The sequence below is a fragment of the Mycobacterium liflandii genome, assembly GCF_022354805.1.
GTDB lineage: Bacteria > Actinomycetota > Actinomycetes > Mycobacteriales > Mycobacteriaceae > Mycobacterium > Mycobacterium marinum.
In genome coordinates this window covers 2,406,140-2,430,563 of sequence record NZ_CP023138.1, presented here as the reverse complement: position 1 = coordinate 2,430,563, position 24,424 = coordinate 2,406,140, and the positions used below count along the sequence as shown (strand labels likewise).

The 24,424-nt window shown below is 64.1% G+C and carries 22 protein-coding genes and 2 pseudogenes; 7 read left to right on the top strand and 17 right to left on the bottom strand.

All coding sequences use genetic code 11. The features are described 5' to 3' along the window. The first annotated feature begins 21 nt into the window (after nucleotides 1-21). Nucleotides 22-1,101: an iron-siderophore ABC transporter substrate-binding protein gene (locus tag CKW46_RS11075; RefSeq protein WP_015355081.1), complete on the top strand. Its 1,080-nt coding sequence runs from the start codon at nucleotides 22-24 to the stop codon at nucleotides 1,099-1,101. 133 nt (nucleotides 1,102-1,234) lie between these two features. Beyond that, complete coding sequence (locus tag CKW46_RS11070) at nucleotides 1,235-2,275, top strand: NAD(P)-dependent alcohol dehydrogenase (protein WP_482053154.1); 1,041 nt, start codon at nucleotides 1,235-1,237, stop codon at nucleotides 2,273-2,275. Here CKW46_RS11070 and CKW46_RS11065 read toward each other — a convergent pair. Next, complete coding sequence (locus tag CKW46_RS11065; RefSeq protein WP_036449685.1) at nucleotides 2,264-2,647, bottom strand: DUF3349 domain-containing protein; 384 nt, start codon at nucleotides 2,645-2,647, stop codon at nucleotides 2,264-2,266. The two genes, CKW46_RS11070 and CKW46_RS11065, sit on opposite strands and share 12 nt — an antisense overlap. Nucleotides 2,648-2,774: 127 nt before the next feature. Next, a complete protein-coding gene (gene nrdF / locus CKW46_RS11060; protein ID WP_012393475.1) occupies nucleotides 2,775-3,749 on the bottom strand; it encodes a class 1b ribonucleoside-diphosphate reductase subunit beta in 975 nt (324 codons plus the stop codon). A gap of 210 nt (nucleotides 3,750-3,959) precedes the next feature. Between nrdF and CKW46_RS11055 the strand changes: the two genes are divergently transcribed. Continuing rightward, nucleotides 3,960-4,406: an SRPBCC family protein gene (locus tag CKW46_RS11055; RefSeq protein ID WP_015355079.1), complete on the top strand. Its 447-nt coding sequence runs from the start codon at nucleotides 3,960-3,962 to the stop codon at nucleotides 4,404-4,406. Next, the gene (locus CKW46_RS11050; protein ID WP_020786461.1) at nucleotides 4,390-4,929 is read left to right on the top strand and encodes a TetR/AcrR family transcriptional regulator; all 540 of its coding nucleotides are present in this window, start codon (nucleotides 4,390-4,392) and stop codon (nucleotides 4,927-4,929) included. The genes CKW46_RS11055 and CKW46_RS11050 overlap by 17 nt, the downstream gene beginning before the upstream one ends. Here the strand turns inward: CKW46_RS11050 and CKW46_RS11045 are convergent. The 9 genes and pseudogenes from CKW46_RS11045 to CKW46_RS11005 all read right to left on the bottom strand — a co-directional run bounded on the left by CKW46_RS11045 (nucleotide 4,919) and on the right by CKW46_RS11005 (nucleotide 15,648). After that, entirely contained in the window at nucleotides 4,919-6,469 is a 1,551-nt protein-coding gene (locus CKW46_RS11045; RefSeq protein WP_252872235.1) for a flavin-containing monooxygenase, read from the bottom strand. The genes CKW46_RS11050 and CKW46_RS11045 overlap by 11 nt on opposite strands. Nucleotides 6,470-6,587: 118 nt before the next feature. Then, the gene (locus tag CKW46_RS11040) at nucleotides 6,588-7,331 is read right to left on the bottom strand and encodes a TetR/AcrR family transcriptional regulator (RefSeq protein WP_015355078.1); all 744 of its coding nucleotides are present in this window, start codon (nucleotides 7,329-7,331) and stop codon (nucleotides 6,588-6,590) included. 114 nt (nucleotides 7,332-7,445) lie between these two features. Further along, a complete protein-coding gene (nrdE, locus tag CKW46_RS11035) occupies nucleotides 7,446-9,611 on the bottom strand; it encodes a class 1b ribonucleoside-diphosphate reductase subunit alpha (RefSeq protein ID WP_117435204.1) in 2,166 nt (721 codons plus the stop codon). After that, the gene (nrdI, locus tag CKW46_RS11030) at nucleotides 9,581-10,039 is read right to left on the bottom strand and encodes a class Ib ribonucleoside-diphosphate reductase assembly flavoprotein NrdI (protein ID WP_015355076.1); all 459 of its coding nucleotides are present in this window, start codon (nucleotides 10,037-10,039) and stop codon (nucleotides 9,581-9,583) included. The genes nrdE and nrdI overlap by 31 nt, the downstream gene beginning before the upstream one ends. Nucleotides 10,040-10,085: 46 nt before the next feature. Then, nucleotides 10,086-10,325: a redoxin NrdH gene (locus CKW46_RS11025; RefSeq protein ID WP_012393468.1), complete on the bottom strand. Its 240-nt coding sequence runs from the start codon at nucleotides 10,323-10,325 to the stop codon at nucleotides 10,086-10,088. 511 nt (nucleotides 10,326-10,836) lie between these two features. Next, nucleotides 10,837-11,754 (bottom strand): annotated as a pseudogene (locus tag CKW46_RS11020) (PPE family protein); the annotation flags it as partial. A gap of 22 nt (nucleotides 11,755-11,776) precedes the next feature. Further along, nucleotides 11,777-12,979 (bottom strand): annotated as a pseudogene (locus CKW46_RS11015) (ISAs1-like element IS2404/ISMul1 family transposase). Nucleotides 12,980-13,102: 123 nt separating this feature from the next. Next, a complete protein-coding gene (locus CKW46_RS11010; protein WP_482053153.1) occupies nucleotides 13,103-14,608 on the bottom strand; it encodes a PPE family protein in 1,506 nt (501 codons plus the stop codon). Nucleotides 14,609-15,090: 482 nt separating this feature from the next. After that, on the bottom strand, nucleotides 15,091-15,648 hold the full coding sequence (locus tag CKW46_RS11005) for an NAD(P)H-dependent oxidoreductase (protein WP_015355075.1): 558 nt from the start codon (nucleotides 15,646-15,648) through the stop codon (nucleotides 15,091-15,093). A 90-nt stretch (nucleotides 15,649-15,738) separates the two neighbouring features. On the opposite strand from CKW46_RS11005, the gene CKW46_RS11000 reads away from it, so the two are divergent. Beyond that, on the top strand, nucleotides 15,739-16,341 hold the full coding sequence (locus tag CKW46_RS11000) for a TetR/AcrR family transcriptional regulator (RefSeq protein WP_012393465.1): 603 nt from the start codon (nucleotides 15,739-15,741) through the stop codon (nucleotides 16,339-16,341). 40 nt (nucleotides 16,342-16,381) lie between these two features. Here CKW46_RS11000 and CKW46_RS10995 read toward each other — a convergent pair whose 3' ends face one another. Both CKW46_RS10995 and CKW46_RS10990 read right to left on the bottom strand, forming a co-directional pair. Further along, the gene (locus tag CKW46_RS10995; protein ID WP_482053152.1) at nucleotides 16,382-17,257 is read right to left on the bottom strand and encodes an SDR family oxidoreductase; all 876 of its coding nucleotides are present in this window, start codon (nucleotides 17,255-17,257) and stop codon (nucleotides 16,382-16,384) included. A 72-nt stretch (nucleotides 17,258-17,329) separates the two neighbouring features. Then, nucleotides 17,330-17,980 (bottom strand): TetR/AcrR family transcriptional regulator, encoded by a 651-nt coding sequence (locus tag CKW46_RS10990; RefSeq protein WP_085981838.1) that lies wholly within the window; start codon nucleotides 17,978-17,980, stop codon nucleotides 17,330-17,332. 113 nt (nucleotides 17,981-18,093) lie between these two features. Between CKW46_RS10990 and CKW46_RS10985 the strand changes: the two genes are divergently transcribed. After that, nucleotides 18,094-19,572 carry a cytochrome P450 gene (locus CKW46_RS10985; RefSeq protein WP_015355073.1) on the top strand — a complete coding sequence of 493 codons (1,479 nt, stop codon included), beginning with the start codon at nucleotides 18,094-18,096 and terminating at the stop codon, nucleotides 19,570-19,572. A 27-nt stretch (nucleotides 19,573-19,599) separates the two neighbouring features. Here CKW46_RS10985 and CKW46_RS10980 read toward each other — a convergent pair whose 3' ends face one another. After that, nucleotides 19,600-20,130 (bottom strand): 2-isopropylmalate synthase, encoded by a 531-nt coding sequence (locus tag CKW46_RS10980; RefSeq protein ID WP_240274964.1) that lies wholly within the window; start codon nucleotides 20,128-20,130, stop codon nucleotides 19,600-19,602. A gap of 311 nt (nucleotides 20,131-20,441) precedes the next feature. Here CKW46_RS10980 and CKW46_RS10975 point away from each other — a divergent pair, with 311 nt between their 5' ends. After that, nucleotides 20,442-20,594, top strand: a complete 153-nt coding sequence (locus tag CKW46_RS10975; protein WP_015355071.1) for a hypothetical protein — start codon at nucleotides 20,442-20,444, stop codon at nucleotides 20,592-20,594. 41 nt (nucleotides 20,595-20,635) lie between these two features. On the opposite strand, the gene CKW46_RS10970 is transcribed toward CKW46_RS10975, so the two are convergent. From CKW46_RS10970 to CKW46_RS10960, 3 genes are all read right to left on the bottom strand, one after another. Next, complete coding sequence (locus tag CKW46_RS10970; protein WP_015355070.1) at nucleotides 20,636-21,598, bottom strand: sensor histidine kinase; 963 nt, start codon at nucleotides 21,596-21,598, stop codon at nucleotides 20,636-20,638. 122 nt (nucleotides 21,599-21,720) lie between these two features. After that, the gene (locus CKW46_RS10965) at nucleotides 21,721-23,187 is read right to left on the bottom strand and encodes a FadR/GntR family transcriptional regulator (protein WP_020724587.1); all 1,467 of its coding nucleotides are present in this window, start codon (nucleotides 23,185-23,187) and stop codon (nucleotides 21,721-21,723) included. Between the two features lie 22 nt (nucleotides 23,188-23,209). Beyond that, nucleotides 23,210-24,403, bottom strand: a complete 1,194-nt coding sequence (locus CKW46_RS10960) for a thiolase family protein (protein ID WP_482053151.1) — start codon at nucleotides 24,401-24,403, stop codon at nucleotides 23,210-23,212. Between the last annotated feature and the right edge of the window lie 21 nt (nucleotides 24,404-24,424).

Below are 24,424 nucleotides of genomic sequence, written 5' to 3'. Positions count from 1 at the left end.
GAACGCGTGCAATTCGGCCGGATGCGACTGGGTCTGGTCGCGGTATCTCTGAGTGTCGCAATCGTGGTGTGCTCCGGTTGCGGGTCAAACCAACCCGCCACCAAAGCGTCGCGTTCGGTGGCCACTCCTACCACCCAGATCGCGGGCGCCGGGGTGCTGGGCAACGACCGCAAGGCCGATGAGTCGTGCGCGCGCGAGGCGGCCGCACCCGACCCGGGGCCGGCAACCCGCCCGGCGCACAACGCCGCGGGCGTCACCCCGGATGTCGCCCAGATCTCCGCCGAACCGCAGCGCATCGTGGTGCTCTCCGGCGACCAGCTCGACGCGCTGTGTGCGCTGGGACTGCAATCCCGGGTGGTCGGTGCCGCCTTCCCGGACGGTTCCAATAGCCAGCCCTCCTACCTCGGCACCGCCGTGCACGACCTGCCGGGGGTCGGCAGCCGGACCGCGCCAGATCTGAAGGCGATCGATGCGGCCCACCCGGATCTGATCCTGGGCTCAGAAGCGCTGACACCGAATTTGTATGCGCAGTTGGCGGCGATCGCCCCCACCGTGTTCACGGCGGCACCGGGGGCGGCGTGGGAGGACAATCTGCGCGGCGTCGGGGCCGCGACCGCCCGCAGCGCCGCGCTCGAGGAGCTGCTCAGCGGATTCACCCAGCGAGCCAGACAGGTGGGGACCAAACATGACGCAACCCATTTCCAAGCGTCGATCGTCCAGCTGACCCGCGACAGCATGCGGATCTATGGGTCCCGCAACTTTGCGGCCAGTGTGCTCGCCGCGGTCGGGGTGGATCGGCCCGCGTCGCAGCGGTTCACCGACAAGCCTTATCTCGAGATGGGCACCACCGACGCCGAACTTGCCAAAGGACCGGACTTTTCGGCCGCTGACGCCGACATCATCTACGTGTCCTGCGCCTCCCCCGCGGCCGCCGAACGAGCCGCTACCGTGCTGGACAGCGGTCCGTGGCGCAAGCTGTCCGCCAACCACGACAACCGGGTCCTGATCGTCAACGACGAGATATGGCAGACGGGTGAGGGTTTAGTCGCCGCTCGGGGCATTGTCGATGACCTGCGCTGGGTGAACGCACCGATCAACTGAACGCTCGACCGGTCAGACCGGACCGCGGGCCGAGTCATAGGCTGGTGAGTGAGCGCCCTCACCTTGCCCCAGAACTTTAACTTAGCTAATCTTTACAAAAAACGATGCTCCCGAGGATTCGAAGAGGACTTCCATGAACACCGTCTCCGCATACGCCGCCCTGTCGGCCACCGAACCGCTGACCAAGACCCCAATCACCCGTCGCGACCCCGGCCCGCACGATGTGGCAATCGACATCAAGTTCGCCGGCATCTGCCACTCCGACATCCACACCGTCAAAGCCGAGTGGGGCCAGCCGAACTACCCCGTGGTTCCGGGCCACGAGATCGCCGGCGTGGTGAGCGCGGTGGGTTCGCAGGTAACCAAGCACAAGGTGGGCGACCACGTCGGTGTCGGCTGCTTCGTGGACTCCTGCCGCGAGTGCAGCTGTTGCGAGCGCGGCATCGAGCAATACTGCAAGCGCGGCGCGACCTTCACGTACAACTCGGTCGGCAAAGACGGCCAACCGACGCAGGGCGGCTACAGCAAGGCGATCGTCGTCGACGAGAGTTACGTGCTGCGCATCCCCGACGCACTGCCGCTGGATGCGGCCGCCCCACTGTTGTGCGCGGGCATCACGCTGTTTTCACCGCTTCGGCACTGGAACGCCGGGCCGGGCAAGCGAATTGCGGTGATCGGCCTGGGCGGGCTCGGGCACATGGGCGTGAAGCTGGCCACCGCGATGGGCGCCGAGGTGACCGTGTTGTCGCAGTCACTCAAGAAAATGGAAGACGGGTTGCGGCTGGGCGCCAGCCACTACTACGCAACATCGGACCCGGACACCTTCCGCAAGCTGCGCGGCAGCTTCGATCTGATCCTGAACACCGTGTCGGCGAACCTGGACATGGGCCAGTACCTCAACTTGCTGGACGTGGACGGCACGCTGGTGGAGCTGGGCATCCCGGAGCACCCCATGGAGGTGCCGGCATTCGCGTTGGCGCTGATGCGGCGCAGCCTGTCCGGATCGAACATCGGCGGGATCGCCGAGACCCAGGAGATGTTGGACTTCTGCGCCGAGCACGGCGTCACGCCCGAAATCGAGCTCATCGAGCCCGATTACATCAACGAAGCCTACGAGCGGGTGCTGGCCAGCGACGTGCGCTATCGATTCGTCATCGATACATCAAGCCTGTGACGAAAGCCCTTCGGGTGTCTCGGCGTCGCCATCCTCGGTCTCGCTGAGGTCGATGCCGGCCAGCGGCCAGCCGGCGGCGGCGAGCACGCCGGCTACCCGCTGGATGTTTTCCGGTCCCGCATCGTGGTGAGTCACGTCGGTAATGAATTCCGCAATCTCGTCGCGGTTGATCACCCCGTCGGCCGTCGCGGGTGAACCCTCCGCGGTGATATCGCGCACCACCTGCCGGATTTGGTCCTCGGTCAGCGGTGTGCTGCGCAACAACGCCAACAGGGGCACCCGATCGGGCCCCGGAACGCCGTCAGGGTAGCCCGCCTGCAGCCAACGAACCACTGAGCGGACGAACCGGGGGTGAGAAGACAAGGTTTTCATCACCCCACCAGTGTCACGGTAGGCGCCTCGCCGGCGCCACCGTGGGGTCCCGTCGTGCGCACAATTCACCGGCCGTTCACGGACCGCACACATATGGCGGGGCCCGACTATGGCGCCTGGTGGCGCCCTAGAAGTCCCAGTCCTCGTCTTGAGTGACCACGGCCTTGCCGATCACGTAGCTCGACCCCGAGCCGGAGAAGAAGTCGTGGTTCTCGTCGGCATTGGGCGACAGCGCCGAAAGGATCGCCGGGTTCACGTCGGTCTCATCGCGCGGGAACAGGGCCTCGTAGCCGAGGTTCATCAACGCCTTGTTTGCGTTGTAGCGCAAGAACTTCTTGACATCCTCGGTCAGCCCGACCTCGTCGTAGAGATCCTGGGTGTACTCGACTTCGTTGTCATATAGCTCGAAGAGCAGCTCGTAGGTGTAGTCCTTGAGCTCGGTACGCCGGGCCTCGTCGGCGGCCGCAAGCCCGCGCTGGAACTTGTAGCCGATGTAGTAGCCGTGCACGGCCTCATCGCGGATGATCAGCCGGATCATGTCAGCCGTGTTGGTCAGCTTGGCCCGGCTCGACCAGTACATCGGCAGGTAGAAGCCCGAGTAGAACAGGAAGCTTTCCAGCAGCGTGGAGGCCACCTTGCGCTTGAGCGGGTCATCGCCCCGGTAGTACTCGAGCACGATCTCCGCCTTGCGCTGCAGGTTGGAGTTTTCCTCCGACCAGCGGAACGCGTCGTCAATCTCGGCGGTCGAGCACAGGGTGGAGAAAATCTGGCTGTAGCTCTTGGCGTGCACCGACTCCATGAACGCGATGTTGGTCAGCACCGCCTCCTCGTGGGGAGTCAACGCGTCGGGGATCAAGCTGACCGCACCCACGGTGCCCTGAATCGTGTCCAGCATCGTCAGACCCGTGAACACCCGCATGGTCAGCTGCTTTTCACCGGCGGTCAGCGTGCCCCAGGAGGGGATGTCGTTGGATACCGGGACCTTCTCTGGCAGCCAGAAGTTGCCGGTCAACCGGTCCCAGACCTCGGCGTCTTTCTCGTCTTGGACGCGGTTCCAGTTGATCGCGGAGACGCGGTCGATCAGCTTTGCATTTCCAGTCACCGGAACTCCACTCCTCCAGGGCGATTGGGCCAAATTGGGACGAATTGGCCAGCGCGTTGCTTAGGCCACAAACACTACCCTTAGGGGCCGACAAGGCAGCGCAACACAAGAAGTTGTGTTTGCGTGTCGCCAACCAAGCGGCCCGGAATCCAGGGCAGCCGCGCTACCAGGGCCTATCCAGAAGCCGATCAATCATGTACCGTTTGGTACGTGATTACCGAACACAGTGTCGAAATCGATGCGCCACCAGAAACCGTCTGGGCGGTTTTCAGCGATGTTGAACGCTGGCCCGAATGGACCGCCTCGGTGACCTCGCTGGCCGCACTGGATGGGCCCGGCCTCGCCGTGGGCAAACGGTTCGCGATCAAGCAACCGAGGATGACCAAACTCGTCTGGAAGGTCACCGAGATCGATCCGGGCGTCTCGTGGACATGGGAACAGCGCGGCCCCGGTGCCCTGGCCTACGCACGCCACGACGTCACCCCCCTGCCCGGCGGCCGGACGCTGGTGCGCCAGCAAATCGACCAGCGCGGCGCATTCGGCTCCGTGGTCGGCCGGCTGATGACCAGCATGACCAAGCGCTACCTCGACATGGAGGCCAGCGGCCTGAAGAGCAGAGCCGAGCAACTCGGGCGTGCCCGTGGCGCGCACGCCTGACCTACAGCGGCGCAGACAGCTACTGGACGCTCTGGTCGAGGACTTCGCCACGCACGGGGTCGGCGACCGATCGCTGCGCGACGTTGCGGCGGCGGTCGGCACAAGCCATCGAATGCTGCTGCACCACTTTGGATCTCGAGACAATCTACTGGTGGCCGTGGTCGAAGAGGTCGAGCGTCGACAGATGAGTCTGTTGCCCGAATTGCCGACCAGCCCGGCGGAAAGTTTCACCGCGATGTGGGCCGATGTGCGTCGGCCCGAGCTGCGCCAGCTCGAGCGTCTGTTCTTCGAGTGTTACTCCCGCGCCGCGCAGGGCGAAAAGCGATTCGCTCAGATGGTTCCCCGCGCGGTCTACGGCTGGCTGGCCGAGGCCAACGCCGTCACCGAGGGGTCGGCCGATCCCGCGCTGGTACGACTCGGGCTGGCGGTCATCCGTGGCCTGTTGCTCGACCTCGTTGCCACCGACGACGACGCCGGCGTGGACGCGGCCGCACGGGCCTTCGCCCAACTACTCAGCCGTTGACCGAGCTCTTAGCGCCGGCCTTGAAGAATTGATACTCCTCGGGTTTGACCGACCGAGTGGCCAGCCAGTACTGCCAGGTGTAGCCACACCAGAGCACGGTGTTGCGCCCGTGCTCATCGAGATACCAGCTGCTGCATCCGCCGCTGTTCCACACCGAGCCCGCCAGCCTGCGTTGCAGCTCCTCGTTGAAACGATCCTGCGCAGCCCGAGTGGGAGCCAGCGCTTGGGCACCCCGCTTGTCGCACTTGGCGATCGCATCGGCGACGTAGTGGATCTGCGATTCGATCATGAAGACCACCGAATTGTGCCCCAATCCGGTGTTCGGGCCGAGCAGGAAAAACAGGTTGGGGACATCGGCGACGGCGATGCCGCGGTGAGCGCCGATGCCCTCCCGGTTCCACCGGTCGACCAGGTCCTCGCCGTGCTGCCCCTTGATCTGAACGTAGGTATAGGAGTCGGTGACGTGAAACCCGGTGGCGTACACGATCACGTCGGCCTGATATTCGACACCGTCGGCGGTCACGATGCCATTGCGGGTGATTCGCGCGATGCGGTCGGTGATCAGGCGCGTCTTCGGGTTCGCAACGGCCGGGTAGTAGCTCGACGAGTTCAGGATTCGCTTACAGCCGATGCGGTAATGCGGGGTGAGTTTGCGGCGCAGCTCACGATCCTTCACCGAGCGGCGGATGTTGTACTTGGCATAGGCCTCACCGACTTTGAGCACATTCGGCCGCTTGGTCATGCCGAAGGCCAACGCCTCCTGCGCCCAGTAGATCCCCAGGCGCGCCAGTGCGCGCAGCCCTGGAACGTTCTCCATGGCCCGGCGCAGCGCCGGCGGAATCTCCGGATTGGAGCGCGGTACCACCCACGGCGGGGTGCGCTGGTAGAGCTGCAGTTCGCCGACCTCCTCGACGATCTCGGGAACGATCTGGATCGCGCTGGCGCCGGTGCCGATGATCGCCACCCGCTTGCCGGTCAGATCCACGCTGTGGTCCCACTCGGCTGAATGGAACGCCGGTCCCGCGAATTCTTCGCGGCCCTCGATCTCGGGCAAGGAAGGAATGTGCAGCGCACCGGCCCCCGAGATGAGGAACTGGGCGACATATTCGCGCCCATCGCTGGTGAACACATGCCAACGGCACTCTTCGTCATCCCAATAGGCGCGGTCGACCAGGGAGTTGAACTCGACGTAGCGGCGCAGCCCGTATTTCTCGGTAACCCCTTTGAGGTAGTCCCAGATCTCGGGTTGATAGGAGAACGGGTTGCGCCAGTCCGGCTTGGGCTCGAACGAGAACGAGTACAGGTGTGAAGGGATATCGCAGGCACAACCTGGATAGCTGTTGTCACGCCAGGTTCCACCCACGTCATCGGATTTCTCCAAGATGACGAAGTCAACGCCTTGTTTTTGGAGCGCGATGGCCATGCCGAGACCGGAGAACCCGGTGCCGATGATGACCGCGCGGGTCTTGACTGGCGGTGTGGGCGCCTGCGGTTCCCCGGATGCTGTTGTTTCTGTGCTGGGGATCACGACATCGGTCATGGCGGTCTTTCCTGTTGTGTGAGTACGCGCAGTTACGACGATAGGCGTCTACCTGAACGCGAATACCCGGTACCCCCGGTATCGGATAACACGAGTGTTATCGATAGCCGCAACGATGTCAACGGCGGTCGGCAGTCGGCGCAGGTACCGCGTCGTGAATCGGCTTGTCGGGGTCCATCGCAATGCCGAGCGCTTCCGCGGTGCCCACGATGACGCCCATCATGATCGTGGTCAGATGCGCGACGAACTGATCGTGCGGCATGCGCCGCGGACTGTCCGGTTCCGGCCCCAACCACCATTCGGTGGCCGACGCCGCCGACCCGAAGGCGGCGAAGGCGGCGAGTTCGAAGGCCGCACGGTTCAGCTCCATCTCGCGCAGCTCGTTGTTGAACATCTCCGCGAAGGTCAGCGTGATCTCTCGGCCTTCGTTGAGGGTCCGCACCGTCGCCTCGGATTGGGTCGCGAAGCGACCCTGGATGAACACGCGCAGCACGTTGGGATGTTTGTCGACCAGGCTGACGTACTCTTCGACACTGCGCCGGATCACCTCGCGGGCCGAGTCGGTGGCCAGGTTGATCGACGGGAAGATCGACGTCCACAACATGTCGCGCAGACGCTCCCTGATCGCGACGAAGAGATCGGACTTGTCGGTGAAGTGCCGGTAGATCTTGGGCTTGGCGGTGCCGGCTTCCTCAGCGATTTCGCGGACACTGAGTTCGGGCCCCAACCGGTCGATGGCGCGAAAGGCCGCTTCGACGATCTCGTTGCGGACCTTCTTGCGGTGCTCGCGCCACCGTTCACTGCGTGCGTCAACTTTCACCCCCGCGTCTGCATTGGGGTGGGCTCGGCTTATTCTCCGCACGTCAAATACCTTACCGTGTAGCAGTTGCTGACCTGGGCAGACATGACATGCCGCCAGGGCGGATCGCGCGGCTCGAGACGCCTCGAACCCGCGGTCGACTTACCTTCTGCGGGCCTAGAGCATGCAGGACACGCAGCCGGCGACCTCGGTTCCCTCCAGCGCCATCTGCCGCAGCCTGATGTAGTACAGGGTTTTGATCCCTTTGCGCCAGGCGTAAATCTGCGCCTTGTTGACGTCGCGGGTGGTGGCGGTGTCCTTGAAGAACAACGTCAACGAAAGCCCTTGGTCCACATGCTCAGTGGCGGCCGCATAGGTGTCGATGATCTTCTCGTAGCCGATTTCATAGGCATCCTGGTAGTAGTCCAGGTTCTCGTTGGTCATGTAGGGCGCCGGGTAGTAGACGCGACCGATCTTGCCTTCTTTGCGGATCTCGACCTTGGAGACGATGGGGTGGATCGACGAGGTCGAGTGGTTGATGTAGGAAATCGACCCGGTCGGCGGCACCGCTTGCAGGTTCTGGTTGTAGATGCCGTGAGCTTGCACGGACTCCTTCAACCGCTGCCAGTCGTCCTGGTTGGGAATGCGGATGCCCGCGTCGGCGAAGAGCTGGCGCACCTTCTCGGTTTTCGGCTCCCAAACCCGTTCGGTGTACTTGTCGAAGAACTCCCCCGATGCGTACTTGGATTGGTCGAAACCCTTGAAGCGCGTGCCGCGTTCGACCGCGATTCGGTTGGACGCCCGCAGCGCGTGGTAGAGCACCGCATAGAAGTAGATGTTGGTGAAGTCAACGCCTTCTTCGGAGCCGTAGAAGATGTGTTCGCGGGCCAGGTAGCCGTGCAGGTTCATCTGTCCCAGACCGATGGCGTGGGAGTCCTTGTTCCCCTGCTCGATTGAGGGCACCGAGGTGATGTGCGTCTGGTCGCTGACCGCCGTCAGCGCCCGGATCGCCACCTCGATGGTCTGGGCGAAGTCCGGGGAATCCATGGTCCTGGCGATGTTCAGTGAGCCCAGGTTGCAGGAAATGTCCTTGCCCACCTTGGCGTACGACAAGTCGTCGTTGAACAACGACGGCGTGGACACCTGCAGGATCTCCGAGCACAGGTTGCTGTGGGTGATCTTGCCCTCAATGGGGTTGGCCCGGTTCACCGTGTCTTCGAACATGATGTAGGGGTAGCCGGACTCGAACTGCAGCTCGGCCAGCGTCTGAAAGAACTCTCGCGCTTTGATCTTGGTCTTGCGGATGCGCGAGTCGTCGACCATCTCGTAGTACTTCTCGGTCACCGAGATGTCGGCGAACGGCACACCGTAGACGCGTTCGACGTCGTAGGGCGAGAAGAGGTACATGTCGTCGTTGCGCTTGGCCAACTCGAAGGTGATGTCCGGGATCACCACCCCCAGGCTCAGGGTCTTGATCCGGATCTTCTCGTCGGCGTTCTCGCGCTTGGTGTCCAGGAAGCGGTAGATGTCGGGATGGTGCGCGTGCAGGTACACCGCGCCGGCACCCTGACGCGCCCCCAACTGATTGGCGTAGGAGAACGAGTCCTCGAGCAGCTTCATGATCGGGATGACGCCCGACGACTGATTCTCGATGTTTTTGATCGGCGCACCATGCTCGCGGATGTTGGTCAGCAGCAGCGCTACTCCCCCACCCCGCTTGGACAGCTGCAACGCGGAGTTGATCGATCGTCCGATCGACTCCATGTTGTCCTCGATGCGCAGCAGAAAGCAGCTCACCGGCTCGCCGCGCTGCTTCTTGCCGGAGTTCAAAAAGGTCGGCGTGGCCGGCTGGAACCGACCGTCGATGATTTCGTCGACGAGCTTCTCGGCCAACGTCGCGTCACCGGAGGCCAGCGTCAGCGCCACCATGACCACGCGGTCCTCGAAGCGTTCCAGGTAGCGCTTGCCGTCGAAGGTCTTCAACGTGTAGGAGGTGTAGTACTTGAACGCCCCCAAGAACGTCGGGAACCGGAACTTCTTTGCATAGGCGCGATCGAGCAGCGTCTTGACGAAGTTGCGCGAGTACTGATCGAGCACCTCACGCTCGTAGTAGTTCTCGCGGATCAGATAGTCGAGCTTCTCGTCCTGGTTATGGAAGAAGACCGTGTTCTGGTTGACGTGCTGCAGGAAAAACTGACGTGCGGCAAGAACGTCCCTGTCGAACTGAATCTTGCCGTCCGCGTCGTACAGATTCAGCATCGCGTTGAGCGCGTGGTAGTCCGTTTCCCCCGGCAGCGCGTGCGCGCTGGTGGTTACAGGCTCTGCAGTGACGGTTGGTGACACGTCTGTTCCTTCCAGAAATCGGCAAGTCCCGCGCGGACGGCGGCGACGTCGTCCGCGGTACCCATCAGTTCGAAGCGGTAGAGATACGGAACACCGCATTTGCGGGACACCACGTTGCCCGCATAGGCGAATTCGGCACCGAAGTTGTTGTTGCCGGCGGCGATCACGCCCCGGATCAGCGACCGGTTGTGTTCGTTGTTCAAAAAGGCGATGACCTGTTTGGGGACATAGCCGCCGGCGTTGGAGCCCAGATCGAGGTCCGGGTTAGCCCGGCCGCCCCCGTAGGTGGGCAGTAACAGCACGTACGGCTCGTCGACCTCGATACGGCCGTGCAGGGGTATCCGCGTGGCGGGAAGACCTAGCTTCTGCACGAAGCGGTGGGTGTTCTCCGAGACGCTGGAGAAATAGACCAGGTTGCACGGCTCCACCACAGCCTCCTTCGCTATCGTCTGCCCCGCTGTGCGCTCGGCGCCGCTATGCGCTCAGCGCCGACTTGGCGAGCGCCTTGATGCGGTCGGGCCGAAAACCGGACCAGTGGTCGTCGCCGGCCACCACGACGGGCGCCTGCAGGTAGCCCAGCGCCATCACGTAGTCGCGCGCCTCCGGGTCCAGGCTGATGTCGACCTTGTCGTAGTCGATGCCCTGCTTGTCCAGCGCCTTGTAGGTGGCGCTGCACTGGACGCATGCGGGCTTGGTGTACACGGTGATGGTCATGGGTGTACCGCTCCTTTGCGGAAGTCGGGGAGTCTGGCCTGTTGGGACTGGCAACGATTTGGGTTGTGCATCTTCGCTATGTTTCAGCGGCCCGGCAAGCCCCCAGATTCCCGTTGCGCGGCCGCCATGTCCGTCGACCTGGCGATGCCGATCCCGGGAAGTTCCTCGAATCCCGTGAATCTGCTGGGAACCGGTGAACCTGGGTTCTGTCGGTCCTCGAAACACTACACCTAGGGGGTGACAACGAGAAGAGATACAAGATGTTCGGAATGACATTTTTGAAATTCCCTGGTCGTGAGGCCGTGTCGGACGTCGGCACGGCGTGTCGCAGATCACAAATCCGCCGGCCGCGTCGTCCACGAATGGTGTACCACCGACCACCGACAGCGGCGCGGTCCAGTCGCACCGATCCGACCAGCAGCAAACGCGCCGATGTGCCGTCCGGCGGCGCTGCGCTCGTAGCCCCTGGCGCCCGGGCCACCGGCGCAAACGCCGGCCGCGCTACGTGCGACTAGGGACCGGTCCCCCTGAAGAAGAAGCCGGAGAGTCTGGTTCCGGCGTTGGCGACCCCGGAGACGAAGGCCGGCGTCACCGAGCCCGTGTTGCCGAACCCGGAGATAGTACTGCCCAGGTTCAAGATGCCCGACTGCAGTGCGCCGACATTGAGTAGGCCGGAGCTGCCCGCACCGGTAACCGAGGCGAAGTTCAGGAAGCCTGAATTGCCGACGCCGTAGTTGCCCACCCCGGACTCGCTGCCCTCCCCCGAGTTGAGCAGACCAGACGATGGGTTGGTGGTCGAGTTGAAGAAGCCCGGAGTCCCGTCGATCAGACCTTGGTGGTCGCCATCGACGAAGAAGCCGTTGCTGTAGTTGCCGGAAATGAACGCGCCGGTGTTGACGTCGCCGCTGTTGGCCAGGCCGGTGTTGTAGTCGCCCGAGTTGGGGTAACCGGTGTTGTGATCACCGGAGTTGAAGCTGCCGGTGTTGGTGCTGCCCGTGTTGAAGCCGCCGGAGTTGTAGTTGCCCGCGTTGCCCACACCGGTGTTGACCAGGCCCGTGTTGAACAGGCCGGTGTTGGTGGCGCCCGCGTTGCCGATGCCGGTGTTGTAGTTCCCGGAGTTGCCGATCCCGAAGCTGCCGGTGCCCGAGTTGAACAACCCGATGTTGCCGGTGCCCGAGTTCAGCGCCCCGAACCCGACCTGCCCATCCCCACTGAGCCCAATCCCGATGTTGTTGCTGCCCGTATTGGCGAAACCGAAATTGTTGAAGCCGGCGTTGCCCACACCCACGTTGTGGTCACCCGCATTGCCGAAACCAACATTCGAGTCACCCAGGTTCCCCAGGCCGATGTTGTAGTCACCCAGGTTGCCCGGACCGATGTTGTGGTCGCCCAGGTTCCCGAAGCCAAGGTTGAGGCTGCCCACATTGCCGCCAGGGCTCCGGCGTTGTTGATTAGCAGGCTTGTGAGCTGGGGAATTGTGGATTGAGGAGGTCTAGGCGGCGGTTGGCGGTCAAAGCGGTGATCCGGCAGGCTTCGGCGATGTTGTCGGCGCCGTTGAGGCGGTGCAGATTGATCGCGGTGTTGCGTAGCGTTGCTAGGACCTGTGCGCCGTTTCCGGTATGTGCCCTTTGACGGTCTTCGTCGAAGGTGACGTCGCGTATCCAGTGCAGGCTGTTCTCGATTCCCCAGTGTTGACGCATCCAGGTCATGATCGCGGTAGGGCGGGCGTGCTCGAACGGCAGGCTGCAGATGGCATAGACCACCTCCACGCTGCGCTGGTCGGTGGCGGTGATCAAGCGTTCACGAGTGATCCGGATGATTTGTTTTGCGTAGGGGAAGCCGATTCCTCGTGCAGCGGTGATGATTTGCAGGGTGCGGGTCTCGACACGGCCGTGGCCGCGGGAGTCGTCGGTAGCGGCTGCGGGCACCTCGGCCCAGGGCAGCGCGGTGATACGCGCAAGTATTTTGGCTTGGTTGGACTTGACGATCATCAGGTAGTGCGACTTCAAGGTGGCGCAGATCAACTTCGCGGTGACGACCTGGGTATGCATCGCATCCACGGTGACCAGCCACCGCAAGCTACCCGGCAGCAGCGTGAGCAGGGCACGTACGCAGGGAATTTCATTGCTTTTCTCGGCGACAGCGAGTTGACCGAGCACCAATCGGGCACGGTGGGCGAACACCGACACGAGATGCGTGGCTGTCGCTTTGGCGCGTAAAGCACCACGCAGCATCTTGCCGTCCAACGCGATCGGCACCAATCCACTGGGGTCGCTGCTGGCCACGTGTGCAGTGAAGTAACTGCCCATCCTGGCGTTGAGGTCGGCGGGGTCTAGCCGAGACAAAACAGCGCGGAAGGTCTTCTCACTGGGCCGCCGGAACCGGACCCCTAATTAGGCCAACACATCATCGGGAGCGGTGGCCGCCCATGTGGCAAAACCAGCATAGCCGCGCATCCCCGCGGCAGTGGCCAGAACCGCGATCGCCAACAAAGCCATCAGCGAATACCTCCGACCGCGTGGGTCCCTCGGGTCTAGCACCGAGACCAACACACCGAGAAACTCCGATCCGATGACCTCGCTACGCTCACCAGGACTCCAGCGGTCGAACACCTCTGGAACCGACGACACAGGCAATACTGAAACGGTAGGCACGGGCAACTCCAGACCAACGACGAACAGTAACCAACTCGATCGTTCTCCAGATAGCCCGTGCCTACACTCCGGCCCCAATAGCGCGGCACCAAAGATCATCAACCCAGCTCACAAGCCTGCTAATCAACAACGCCGGAGCCCTGGGCCCGTAATGTTGATCTGCGGGATGGTGATCGGGCCCAGATACAGCAAGTCGATTCCGATCACGGTGACCGATTGCCGGGGAATGACAAAGCTTGCAATGGACCTGGGTCCGATGTCTTCGGTAAACGGTATGTCCAGACTATAAGTCTCGTTGATATTGATCGGAATCGCTGGGATCGTGACCGAGTAAGAAATTCCGGTGCCCTGGTGGTCGCCGCGCCAGAAGGCGCCGTTGCTGTAATTGCCGGAGATGAACGCGCCGGTGTTGACGTCGCCGCTGTTGGCCAGACCGGTGTTGTAGTTACCCGGGTTGAGGTAGCCGGTGTTGTAGTCACCGGAGTTGAAGCTGCCGGTGTTGGTGTTCCCGGCGTTAAAGCCACCGGAGTTGTAGTTGCCCGCGTTGCCCACACCGGTGTTGACCAGGCCCGCATTCAACAGGCCGGTGTTGGTGGCGCCCGCGTTGCCGATGCCGGTATTGTAGTCACCGGAGTTGCCGATCCCGAAGTTGCCCGTCCCCGAATTGAACAACCCGATGTTGTCGGTGCCGGAGTTGAACAGCCCGATGTTGCCGGTGCCCGAGTTCAGCGCCCCGATCCCGACCTGCCCATCCCCGCTGAGCCCAATCCCGATGTTGTTGCTGCCGGTATTGGCGAAACCGAAATTGTTGAAGCCGGCGTTGCCCACACCCACGTTGTGGTCACCCGCATTGCCGAAACCAACATTCGAGTCACCCAGGTTCCCCAGGCCGATGTTGTAGCTGCCGCGGTTGCCCGAGCCCACATTGATGCCGCCGATATTGCCGCTACCGACGTTGCCGGAACCGATATTGCCCAAGCCCAGATTGAAATCGCCGATATTTGCCGCGCCCACATTTCCCTGGCCGGCGTTTGCGAAGCCCACATTGAAGCTGATCGACCTGGCGACCGAACCAAGGGCCGCGGCGGGAGCCGCCAGGCCCGCCAGGGTTTGGGTTGGCCAGCTCAACGGGGTCAGCGCGGCGGCAACCGACGAGGCCCCGGCATGGTAATCAAGCATCGCCACCACGTCCTGGGCCCACATCTGCTCATACCGAGCTTCAGCGGTTGCGATGGCCGGGGCGTTTTGCCCGAACAGGTTGGAGCCAACCAACGACACGAGCTGAGCACGGTTGGCAGCCACCAGCCCCGGCTGGACCGTCACAGCCCGCGCGGCCTCGAACACTTGCGCCGCGGTTTTGGCCTGTTCGGCCGCCTGTTCGGCGTGCGCCCCGGACGCACTCAGCCATCCGACATAGGAAGCGGCCACGTCCAACATCACCGCCGCCGCCGGCCCCCGCCACGAATTGCCCGTCAGGCCCGATGTCACCGCCAAGAACGCTGCTGCCGCCGAGCGCAACTCGGCGGCCAACCCGGTCCAGGCGGTCGCAGCAGCCAGCACCGGCCCGGACCCCGCGCCGCTAAATAATCGCGCCGAGTTGATCTCCGGCGGCAGCACCGCAAAATTCATTCGTCACCCGGTCCGTGGGCGACCGGAACCATCCCAGTGGCCAGACTAATCGCGTTGCGTCGATCCGAGGCGCTCTTGCGCGTAGCCCGCCGCGCCACCTCGGCCGGCGACCAAAGCCGTGATGCAAGTGGCCACCTGCCGCTGACCGCTTTGCTGGCCGCGCATCTCAAGCCCCCGCCTCCTCGCAATCGCTCCAGTCTCAACCCGGCAGCTGCCGAGCCGGAGGTGGTTTGCGGAGGACTCTACGACAGGCCGTGCGCGGATGGTGAATATCCGCGAAGCCGCCTCTGGACGACTTCCAGAAACCACCCCTGGGAGCAATCTTGCCACACCCAAAAGAGGTCACCTGACACAATCATTCACATTGGCTGCGGCAGGCAAAGTGGCTAGCACACAATAGAATCCGATTCTAGAGCGCGGCTCGGTCGGTGGGGTGCGAGTCGGCGTTCGGGCCCAGTCCGCTAATCCCACCGACCGCCAGGTCAGCCGACTTCGGCCGCGAGCTTGGCAATGATGTCACGTACGTTCGCCGTTAGCTCGGAGTTGTCTGCGGGCGGGTTTCCCTCCAGCGTCAGAAACGGCACCGAGAGTTTGATCGCGTCGCTGACGCGAGCACCGGCGATGCCAAATGATTTGCGGGTGTCGTCATGTGCCCATACCCCGCCGTACCGGCCGAAGGCCCCTCCGATGACCGCCAATGGCTTGTGCTTCAACGCGCCGTCGCCGAACGGCCGGGACAGCCAGTCGATCGCATTCTTGATGACTGCGGGGATGCTGCCGTTGTATTCCGGCGTGACCACCAGCGCGGCATCGGACTGCGCGGCCACCTCGCGTAACGCGGATACCGGCGCGGGCACCTGGTCGGGCGTATCGATGTCTTCGTTGTAGAAGGGCAAGTCCCCCAGGCCTTCGAAGACCGTGACGCTGACGCCGTCGGGTGCAACGTCGGCCGCGAGTTGAGCGATCTGGCGGTTGATAGACGCCACACGCAGGCTGCCCACTAGCGCCAAGACTTTGATGTCGGACGTTGTCTGTGCCACTGGCCCGTTCCCTTCACTGGTTGGTCTTCATTGTTGCAATATCTAAACGGACTATGGTCCGATTTATTCCAACCAAGCTACAGTGCTGGGGTGAGCGGCGTCGAGGGGCTGGGAGAGCTGCCCGTATCCGCTCGCCAGGAACGCGGTGACGCGGCGCGCAATCGTGAGCTGTTGCTGCAAGCGGCACGCCGCCTGGTCGCCAAGCGCGGCGCGGAAGCCGTCACCACCGATGACATCGCCGCCGAGGCGGGCGTCGGCAAGGGCACCCTGTTTCGCCGGTTCGGCAGTCGCGCCGGCCTGATGATGGTGCTGCTCGACGAAGACGAGCGCGCCAGTCAGCAGGCGTTCCTGTTCGGTCCGCCACCGCTGGGCCCCGAGGCCGCACCACTGGACCGCCTCATCGCGTTCGGTCGCGAGCGGATCTGCTTCGTTCACGCTCACCACGAGCTGCTCTCGGAAGCCAATCGCAATCCGCTGACCCGCTACGGCGCGGCGGCCTCGGTGCACCGTAGACACGTGCGGGTGCTCTTGGAGTCGGCAGACACCACGGGTGATCTTGATGTCCAAACCGATGCCCTGCTGGCCCTACTCGACGTCGACTATGTCGAACATCAGCTCAACGATCGCGGCCACACCCTGCGCACGCTCGGTGACGCATGGGAGGACCTGGCTCGCAAGCTGTGCGGCCGATGACCAGCGGCTCAGCATTGCGACGCAGGCTCGCGACGACAGGTCACTCGCGCTGCGGCAGGGCCACCGGTTTGGGTTTGAGCGCGCGCGTGAAGATCACGTTGACCTGGCGCATAGCCACGCTGTACGGCCACCATGCGAGCCGCTTGAACGCGTAAAGCGCGCGGATATCAGCCGAGGTGTAGACCAGATACCTGTTTCTGGCGACCCCGGCCAGGATCTTCTCGGCGGCCTTTTCCGGCGAAACGGCATGGCCGCTGAAGCGGTTCATCCAGCGGTTCACCTGCGGGTCTTCGCGGTCGACGCCGGCGATTTCGACCGTATCGACCAATGGGGTGTCCACCGCACCCGGCACCACGACCGACACACCGATCCGATGGCGCGCCAGGTCGAAGCGCAGCACTTCAGACAGTCCGCGCAGACCGTACTTGCTGGCGCTGTAGGCGGCGTGCCAGGGCAGCGCGACCAGCCCCGCCGCCGAGGACACGTTGACCAAATGCCCGCCCCGACCAGCCGCAACCATCGGCGGGACGAAAGTCTCGATCACATGGATCGGACCCATCAGATTGACGGCGACCATCTTGCTCCAGTGTTCGTGTGACAGCCGGTCCACGGTCCCCCACGCCGAAATGCCGGCGATGTTGAGCACCACGTCCATGCTGGGGTGGCTGGCGTGGATGTCGGCCGCGAAGGCGGCCACCTCGTCGTAGTCGGAGATATCCAGAACGCGATGCTCGGGCACCTGCGCACCGAGCGCGCGGGCCGCCGACACGGTCTGCGCCAAACCGTCACCGTCGCGATCGGTCAAATACAGTTCGGCGCCCTGCTCAGCAAGCCGCAAAGCGGTAGCGCGGCCGATACCGCTGGCCGCCCCCGTGACAAGACACCGCTTTCCCGCGAAATACCGCCGCTGCGCCATGGCGGTGACGATACCGGCGGTAACGGCGCGCGCCGCTCGGCCCAGACCACCGGGATCCTTCCGACCGCCCCGTCAGGTCCGGATCGGACCACCCCAGAGCGCGTTGAGCCACATCTGCTCGAGCACCCGCACCCTGCGCTCCAAGTCACTGTCGCGACCCACCAACAGCGCGTCCCCGGTCAACATCAGTGCGGTGGTGGCCGTCAGCGTGCGAATCAGCGTCGGCAGGTCTTCACTGATCGGGTTCGCGGTGCCGGCCCGCATCTCGGCATCGATGACACCGACAATTTCGCGCAACACCACGTCGAATTGCTGATCGAGAATGTCGCGAATCTCAATGTCGGTGTGTCTCGCGGCATTGCAGGCCATCATCACCGGGTCGTTGTGCGTGTAGACGATCGCCGCACTACCAACCATCCGCTTGGCGAACTCCTGCGGCGACTCACCGGGCTGGCGGGGCGCAAAATACTGCGTGCGCTCTTCGAGTTCCTCAACCGCCTCCGCCATGAGCTGCGCGAGCACCGAGTACTTGGAATCGAAATAGAAGTAGAAGCCTGAGCGGGCCACGCCGGCGCGGTTACTGATCGTGGCGACCGACAACTCCGCGAACGGCCGCTCCTCGAGGAGTTCGCGCAACGCCTGCAAGATCGCCTGTCGCTGCTTGTCGCCTCGTCGTCGCAACGTCGGCCCACGCTGCTTCTCATCGGCGGCCTGGCCGTTCACCATTCGATCACCCTCCGACCATGCACCAAGCCGCACGAAAAGGAAACTTGACAGCCGTCAAGTTCGTCCTGAGGATAGGTGGAAGTGACGGCTGCCACAACGAAGGAGCGCCAGTGGCCACTATCAGTACCCCGGCATACCTCCTCGACCAAGCCCAGCGTCGGCTGACCCCGTCGTTCAACAATTTCCCCGGCATGGGCATGGTCGAGCGCTGGCTACTCAAGACGCAATTTCCCGAAACCACGCTCGCCGATCCCCAACCGGGCAGTGACCTCAAGCCGGTTGTCGGTGATGCAGGATTGCCCATCCTGGGGCACCTCATCGAGATGTTGCGCGGCGGACCCGACTACTTGATGTTCCTGTACCGAACCAAGGGCCCGGTCGTATTCGGCGACTCGCCGGTGCTGCCGGCCGTCGTCGCCCTGGGGCCCGACGCCGCCCAGGTCATCTACTCCAACCGCAACAAGGACTATTCGCAACAAGGCTGGGTCCCGGTGATCGGGCCGTTCTTTCGCCGCGGGCTGATGCTGCTGGACTTCGAAGAACACATGTTCCACCGCCGGATCATGCAGGAGGCATTCGTCCGGTCCCGGCTGGTTGGCTACGTCGAGCACATGGACGAGGTGGCATCGCGAGCCATCGCCGGAGAGTGGGCCACCAACGACGCGCGCTTCCTGCTCTATCCCGCGATGAAGAAGCTGACCCTTGACATCGCGTCCATGGTCTTCATGGGCCACGAACCGGGCACCGACCACGAGCTGGTGACCAAGGTGAACCGGGCGTTCACCACGACGACCCGCGCGGGCAACGCGGTGATCCGCACCAGCGTGCCACCGTTCACCTGGTGGCGAGGGATACGGGCGAGGCAGCTTCTGGAAAACTACTTCGCCGCCCGGGTCACCGAACGGCGCGGCCAGGAGGGCAACGACCTACTCACGGTGCTGTGCCATACCGCCGACGAGGACGGCAACCGGTTCTCCGACCAGGACATCGTCAACCACATGATCTTCTTGATGATGGCGGCCCATGACACGTCGACGTCGACGGCCACGACGATGGCCTACCACCTGGCCGCCCATCCGGAGTGGCAGCAGCGCTGCCGGGACGAATCGGACCGCCTCGGTGACGGACCACTCGACATCGAGGCGCTGGAAAAGCTGGAGTCCCTCGATCTGGTGATGAACGAGTCGATCCGCTTGGTGACCCCGGTCCAATGGGCGATGCGGCAGACCGTGCGGGATACGGAGCTGCTGGGCTACTACCTACCCAAAGGCACCAACGTCATCGCATACCCGGGGATGAACCATCGCCTGCCCGAATTCTGGACGGATCCAATGACATTCGACCCGGATCGGTTCGCCGAGCCGCGCAACGAACACAAGCGGCACCGCTACGCGTTCACACCGTTTGGCGGCGGCGCGCACAAATGCCTCGGCATGGTGTTCGGTCAATTGGAGATCAAGACGATCCTGCACCGATTGCTGCGCCGCTACCGCCTGGAGCTCGCCCGGCCGGACTACCGTGCGTGCTGGGACTACGGAGGTATGCCCGTCCCCAAGGACGGGATGCCGATCGTGTTGCGTCCGCTCTGATCACCCGCCCACCAGCCGAGCCGGACATCAGTCGAGCAGCCGGTTGGCGCAGGCGATCAGCGCACGCAGCGCGGATTGAGTCGGGTCCTGCGACCAGCCCATAGCCCACTGGGAGCGCACCCCGTTGGTTCCGCAGATGAACGTCGCGGTGTGTGGGCCGGATTGCACCTGATGGAATTTCAGCGTCTCGACCATGATCGCGCGGTCGTGCAGCATCGCGGTCAGGGCCGCCATCGGGCCGCCCGCGGCGGCAGTCGAGGTGCTCATCTGATCCCCGACGGGGATCATCGCGCGGAAGCTGCGGGCCTGCGGCCCCAGCCGCCCGGATGGCCGATCCGCGTCGGTGCACTCCCAGTGCCCCAACCGGACCGGACCGCCGGTGCGACCATAGGTCGCGACAAAGCGATCCCATGACATCGTGGCGGCCTGCTCGCGCAGTCCGCGCGGCAAATCGACGCCGAAGATTCCCGCGAAATGTGCTCGCGCGCCGGGCTTGCGCGCCGAACCGTCGATCGGTTCGGGGTCGAGGTCCAGATCGAAAGTGGTGAGCAGAGTCATGGTGGCGGTCTTCTCTGATTCGCAGGAACGACCGACGGCAGTAGCTTCCGACCCACAGCGGGGGGTCGGTCTGGATCAGACCCCGCTGCGGGTGCTGGCTACTACGGCACGCTCGAGAAGACGCACGAACGGTGACACTAGACGGGGTCGGCGACCGGCGCAAGCGGGTTTTGTCTGCAGCGGCCGCGCGCTGGCGCAACCGGGCCGCCCAAAGATCCGAAAACCGCTCGCGTCGCCAAACGATGGCGTTAGCATCGGCTTGCGCTACAAATCGCAGGTTGTGGGGATTGGGGCTAGTGGAAGGCGCGGTAATGAGCGCGAGGAAAACCAGCAAGGGCATGCAGGCAATCCGGATGGTGGTCGTGGTACTGGCCGCGGCGTTCGCCGTGGCGTCGGCGGGTTGCTCAACCCAACGCGAGTCACCCGTGGAGCCGGTCGTCCCAACATATCCAGAAGAACAGTAGGGCTGGTTCGCCTGGCTGACGGCCCGCAGGTATGCGGGCCGCTATCCGGTCTGGCCTCGCATCGGATCAAGGCGTAGGTAGGCCTGGATGGTGGTGCCGCTTGCCGAGGTATGCGTGCGGACCAAATCCGCCATGGCGTTGACCAGGAACAGTCCGCGGCTGGCAGTTCCGCTGCCGCCGGGGATGTGACGTCCGGCCATCTGGTCACCGAGTTCCCCGCCGTCGCGCGCCTCACACACCAGATGCTCATCGTGACGCCAAAATGCCAGCTGGCAGCCACCGTCGGCGTATTGCAGGCTGTTGGTGGCCAACTCCGTGGCGATCAACTGCAGATCGGTGAGGCCTTCCTGCGACAAACCGACCCAACCCGCGTAGTCGACGGCGAACGAGCGCGCGGGCCGCAGGTCGGTGCTCTCGCGCACCAGGTAGGTAACGGCGCCCGGATGAAGTGGTAGCGGCCGATTGCACCGGGCCAGGACCTCAGCCGGCGCGTAGTCGGCGCTGCGCTGCGGCGACCCGCATTTCCACAGCAACGGATGGGTGGCGCGGGCGTCGGCGAGCACCTCCTCCTCCATTCGTTCGGCGTCGTAGAGGCACAGCGCCGTCACTCTGTCGTTTTCCAGCGCCGCATTGACCAGCGCCTCGTGCTGCATGCAGGCCAGACACTCGTCCACGGTGCGCCCCGGCCAGACAAGTTGGCTGACAATGTGGACCCGCCGACCGCGGTGTCGCGCCACGAACGCATTCTGCAGGGCCAGCAGCCGGCTCGGGTTGCGGGCGGCCTCGGCGATGTCGATCATTTGCAGCTCGGCCGTGGCTCCACCGCGCAGCCGGCTACCCAGCAGCGCCAGCCGGTCGGTGGGCACCGCGACCAGGACCGGCTCATCTAGCACCATCGCCTCGCGAACGAAGCGTTGCACCGATTCCAGATACTCATGCTGGGAGTGGTACAGCAGCGCGGAATGGACAAAGTTTCGTTGTCCGGTCACCGTGCTAGTGGTCATCTCAACGCTCCCGCCTGCGCCGGCACCCCGCTGGACCGGCCTCTCGCTTGGCTATCGGCATACCCGTCGAGAGGCGTTGCTATGCACGGGCTCTATGGGTTTGTCAGATCCCCGGCACAGGACTAGAGCCACCAGGACGCCGCAGCATCAAGGTGACGGCGGATGCGGTAGCGGGCCAGGCTGTCATCGCCGGCGATGATCGCCTCGCGAATCCGCTGATGCGCATGTTCGACGGCGCCGACATCGTTGAACGTCGGCTGCTGGTGTTCGGTGCTGGACCAGTGCCGTTGAAACAATTCGACGATTATCCGCAGAAACAAGTCCAATAGTGCGTTGCCCGCCAGCTGAGCCAGACCGACATGAAAGCCGAACTCCTCGACGGCGACCTTGCGGGCGGCGTCTGCGGCGTCCTCGAACGCGAAGTCGCTGGCCACAACCAGCTCGTCGAGGACCGAAGCAACCTCGGGCCGGGCGCGCTGCTCCACGACTTTGGCTACGTTTGCGATCTCGATGGCGTCACGAACACAACGCAGGTCCTCGCGGCTGGGCTGGCGGTACTGCAGGTAGAGCGCAATGGTGTCGATGCTGGCCTGCGACTGTGGTTTGGTGACCACCAGCCCACCACCGGGACCGCGGCGCATGCGCGCCACCGAGTGATACTCCAGTAGCCGCACGGCTTCCCGCAGCGCCGCACGGCTCACCCGATAGCGCTGCAGCAAAGCTGTTTCGGTCCCGAAGACCGAATCGAGCTGCCAGCCGCTGGCGGCGATGTCGTCGGCGATCGTGGCGGCCAACACTTCGGCGAGCTTGCCGGGCGGGGTCTCGGAGTCCAGCCGCAGTGACCGGCGCGGCACGTGCGCCAGCTTGGCATCCCCACCAGGTTGATGCTGTTGCAGCCAACCGGTCACCTGTTGCACGTGCTGCTCGCTGAGCGTCTTGGCACGCGCCGAATCCCCCGCCGTGACGGCTGCAGCGATGGCCGCGTGGTCGTTGTGCATCTGGTCGACAGCCTCAAACGCCTCGGCCACCGTATCTGTGCGCGAAGTGAGCGCGTAGCGGCGGGTCAACCTCATCAGGATTTCGATAAAGAGTTGCAGGACTGGATTTTTCGACTGCCGCGCCAGCGCCACATGGAACTCGTCACGCGCAGCCGGCAGCCCCGGCTTGCGCTGTTCCTCCGCGCGTAACACCGCTCGCAGCCGGTCGATCCCGGCTTCGTCGATGTGCTCGGCGGCAAGCGAGGCCGCCAGCGGCTCGAACACCAGCCGCGCGTCGAGCAATTCCCCCAGGGTGATGCCGAGATATTCGAGGTAGATGACGACGGCCCGGGTCGCAGGTCCGGCATCGGGCGCGCAGATAAGCAGCCCACCGTTGGGTCCGCGACGCATCCTGGCGACCTGATGGTGCTCGACGAGCCGAACCGCTTCACGCAGCACCGACCTACTTACGCCATACCGCTGTTGCAGAGCGCCCTCGGAACCCAGCGACGCCCCCACTGTCCACCCGCGGCGCACGATCTCGGCCTCAATGTGGCGGGCGACTCTTGCGGCTCGCTTGTCCGCCCGGATCACATCCGGCTCAACGCTCAACTGCCCCACCCCACCAGCTGATTCAACACGTCAACAACATGCATCCGGCAATCGGTCCTCCGCCCACAGAAACCACCCCGACCTCTGGGCGGCGCGGCACCTGCCGCTGCCCCGCATCCCCGCACAACTGTAGACAGCCTTCATGCAGTGCCCAGTAGCCATGCATGCGTCTCGCCGATAGCTGGCCACCGTAGGTGTTGAGCGGCAACTTCCCGTCACGCGCTATTCGCGCTCCGCCCTCGACAAACGGGCCGGCTTCGCCGTCGGCGCAAATGCCCAGGGCTTCCAGCCAGGCCAGGGTCAGAAACGTAAAGCCGTCATATAGCTGCGCGACGTCGAGATCGGCTGGTTTCAACGCGGTGCGCGACCACATCTGCGCCGCGGCGTCCGACATCGCCATCTTGGGATAGTCGGCGCGGTGAAACCAGCCGCCGGACCCATCGGATCCCCCAATCGCCTCGACCCGGACAGCGCGGTGCCGACAATCACGCGCGTATTCGGCGGTCGAGACCAGCACCGCGACGCAGCCGTCGATGGGCACATCGCAATCCAGCAAGCCCAATGGTGTGGACACCGGGCGCGCCCCCAAGTAGTCAGCCATGGTCATGGGTTCGCGATAGACGGCAAGCGGATTCAACGCCGCGTTGCGCCTCCCGTTGAGGGCGACCCAGCCCAGCTGCTCCCTTGTGGTGCCATACAGCTCCATGTGGCGGCGGCAGTTCAGCGCCAGCCAGTTCGCCGCCGAGTAGGCATGCGCCGCAATGAGATCGGTGATGTCATCCATCGGCCCCACCGCCGGGCGCGGGGCACCCTCGGCAACATCGAACATGCGGGCCAGCGGCGGAGCGGGAGCGTCCTGCTCCGGTTGGAGCGCAACGGTGCCGCCCAGCATCTGAATGGTCCGGTAAACGATCACATGACGGGCGCGCCGCTCGGCGACGGCACGGCAGGCCGACATCACCGGGCTCAACAACCCGCCGGTACCGAAGCCGGTTCCGCAGTCCGGGGCGTCGATCTGCAGTTCGGCGTTGACGTCGGCGGCCGGGGTGTCGCCCAGCGTCGCGATGCCGTCGACATCAGCGGGGGTCAGGCCGGCGTCGGCAACGGCGGCCCGCACCGCCTCCATGGTCAGTTCGAGCCCGGGGATGCCGGTTCGACGGCCGATCCGCGAAATCCCGATACCGGATAGGATCGCGTCTTTCTCGAAATGCTTCATCTGCAACCGTCCGAAGGCCCC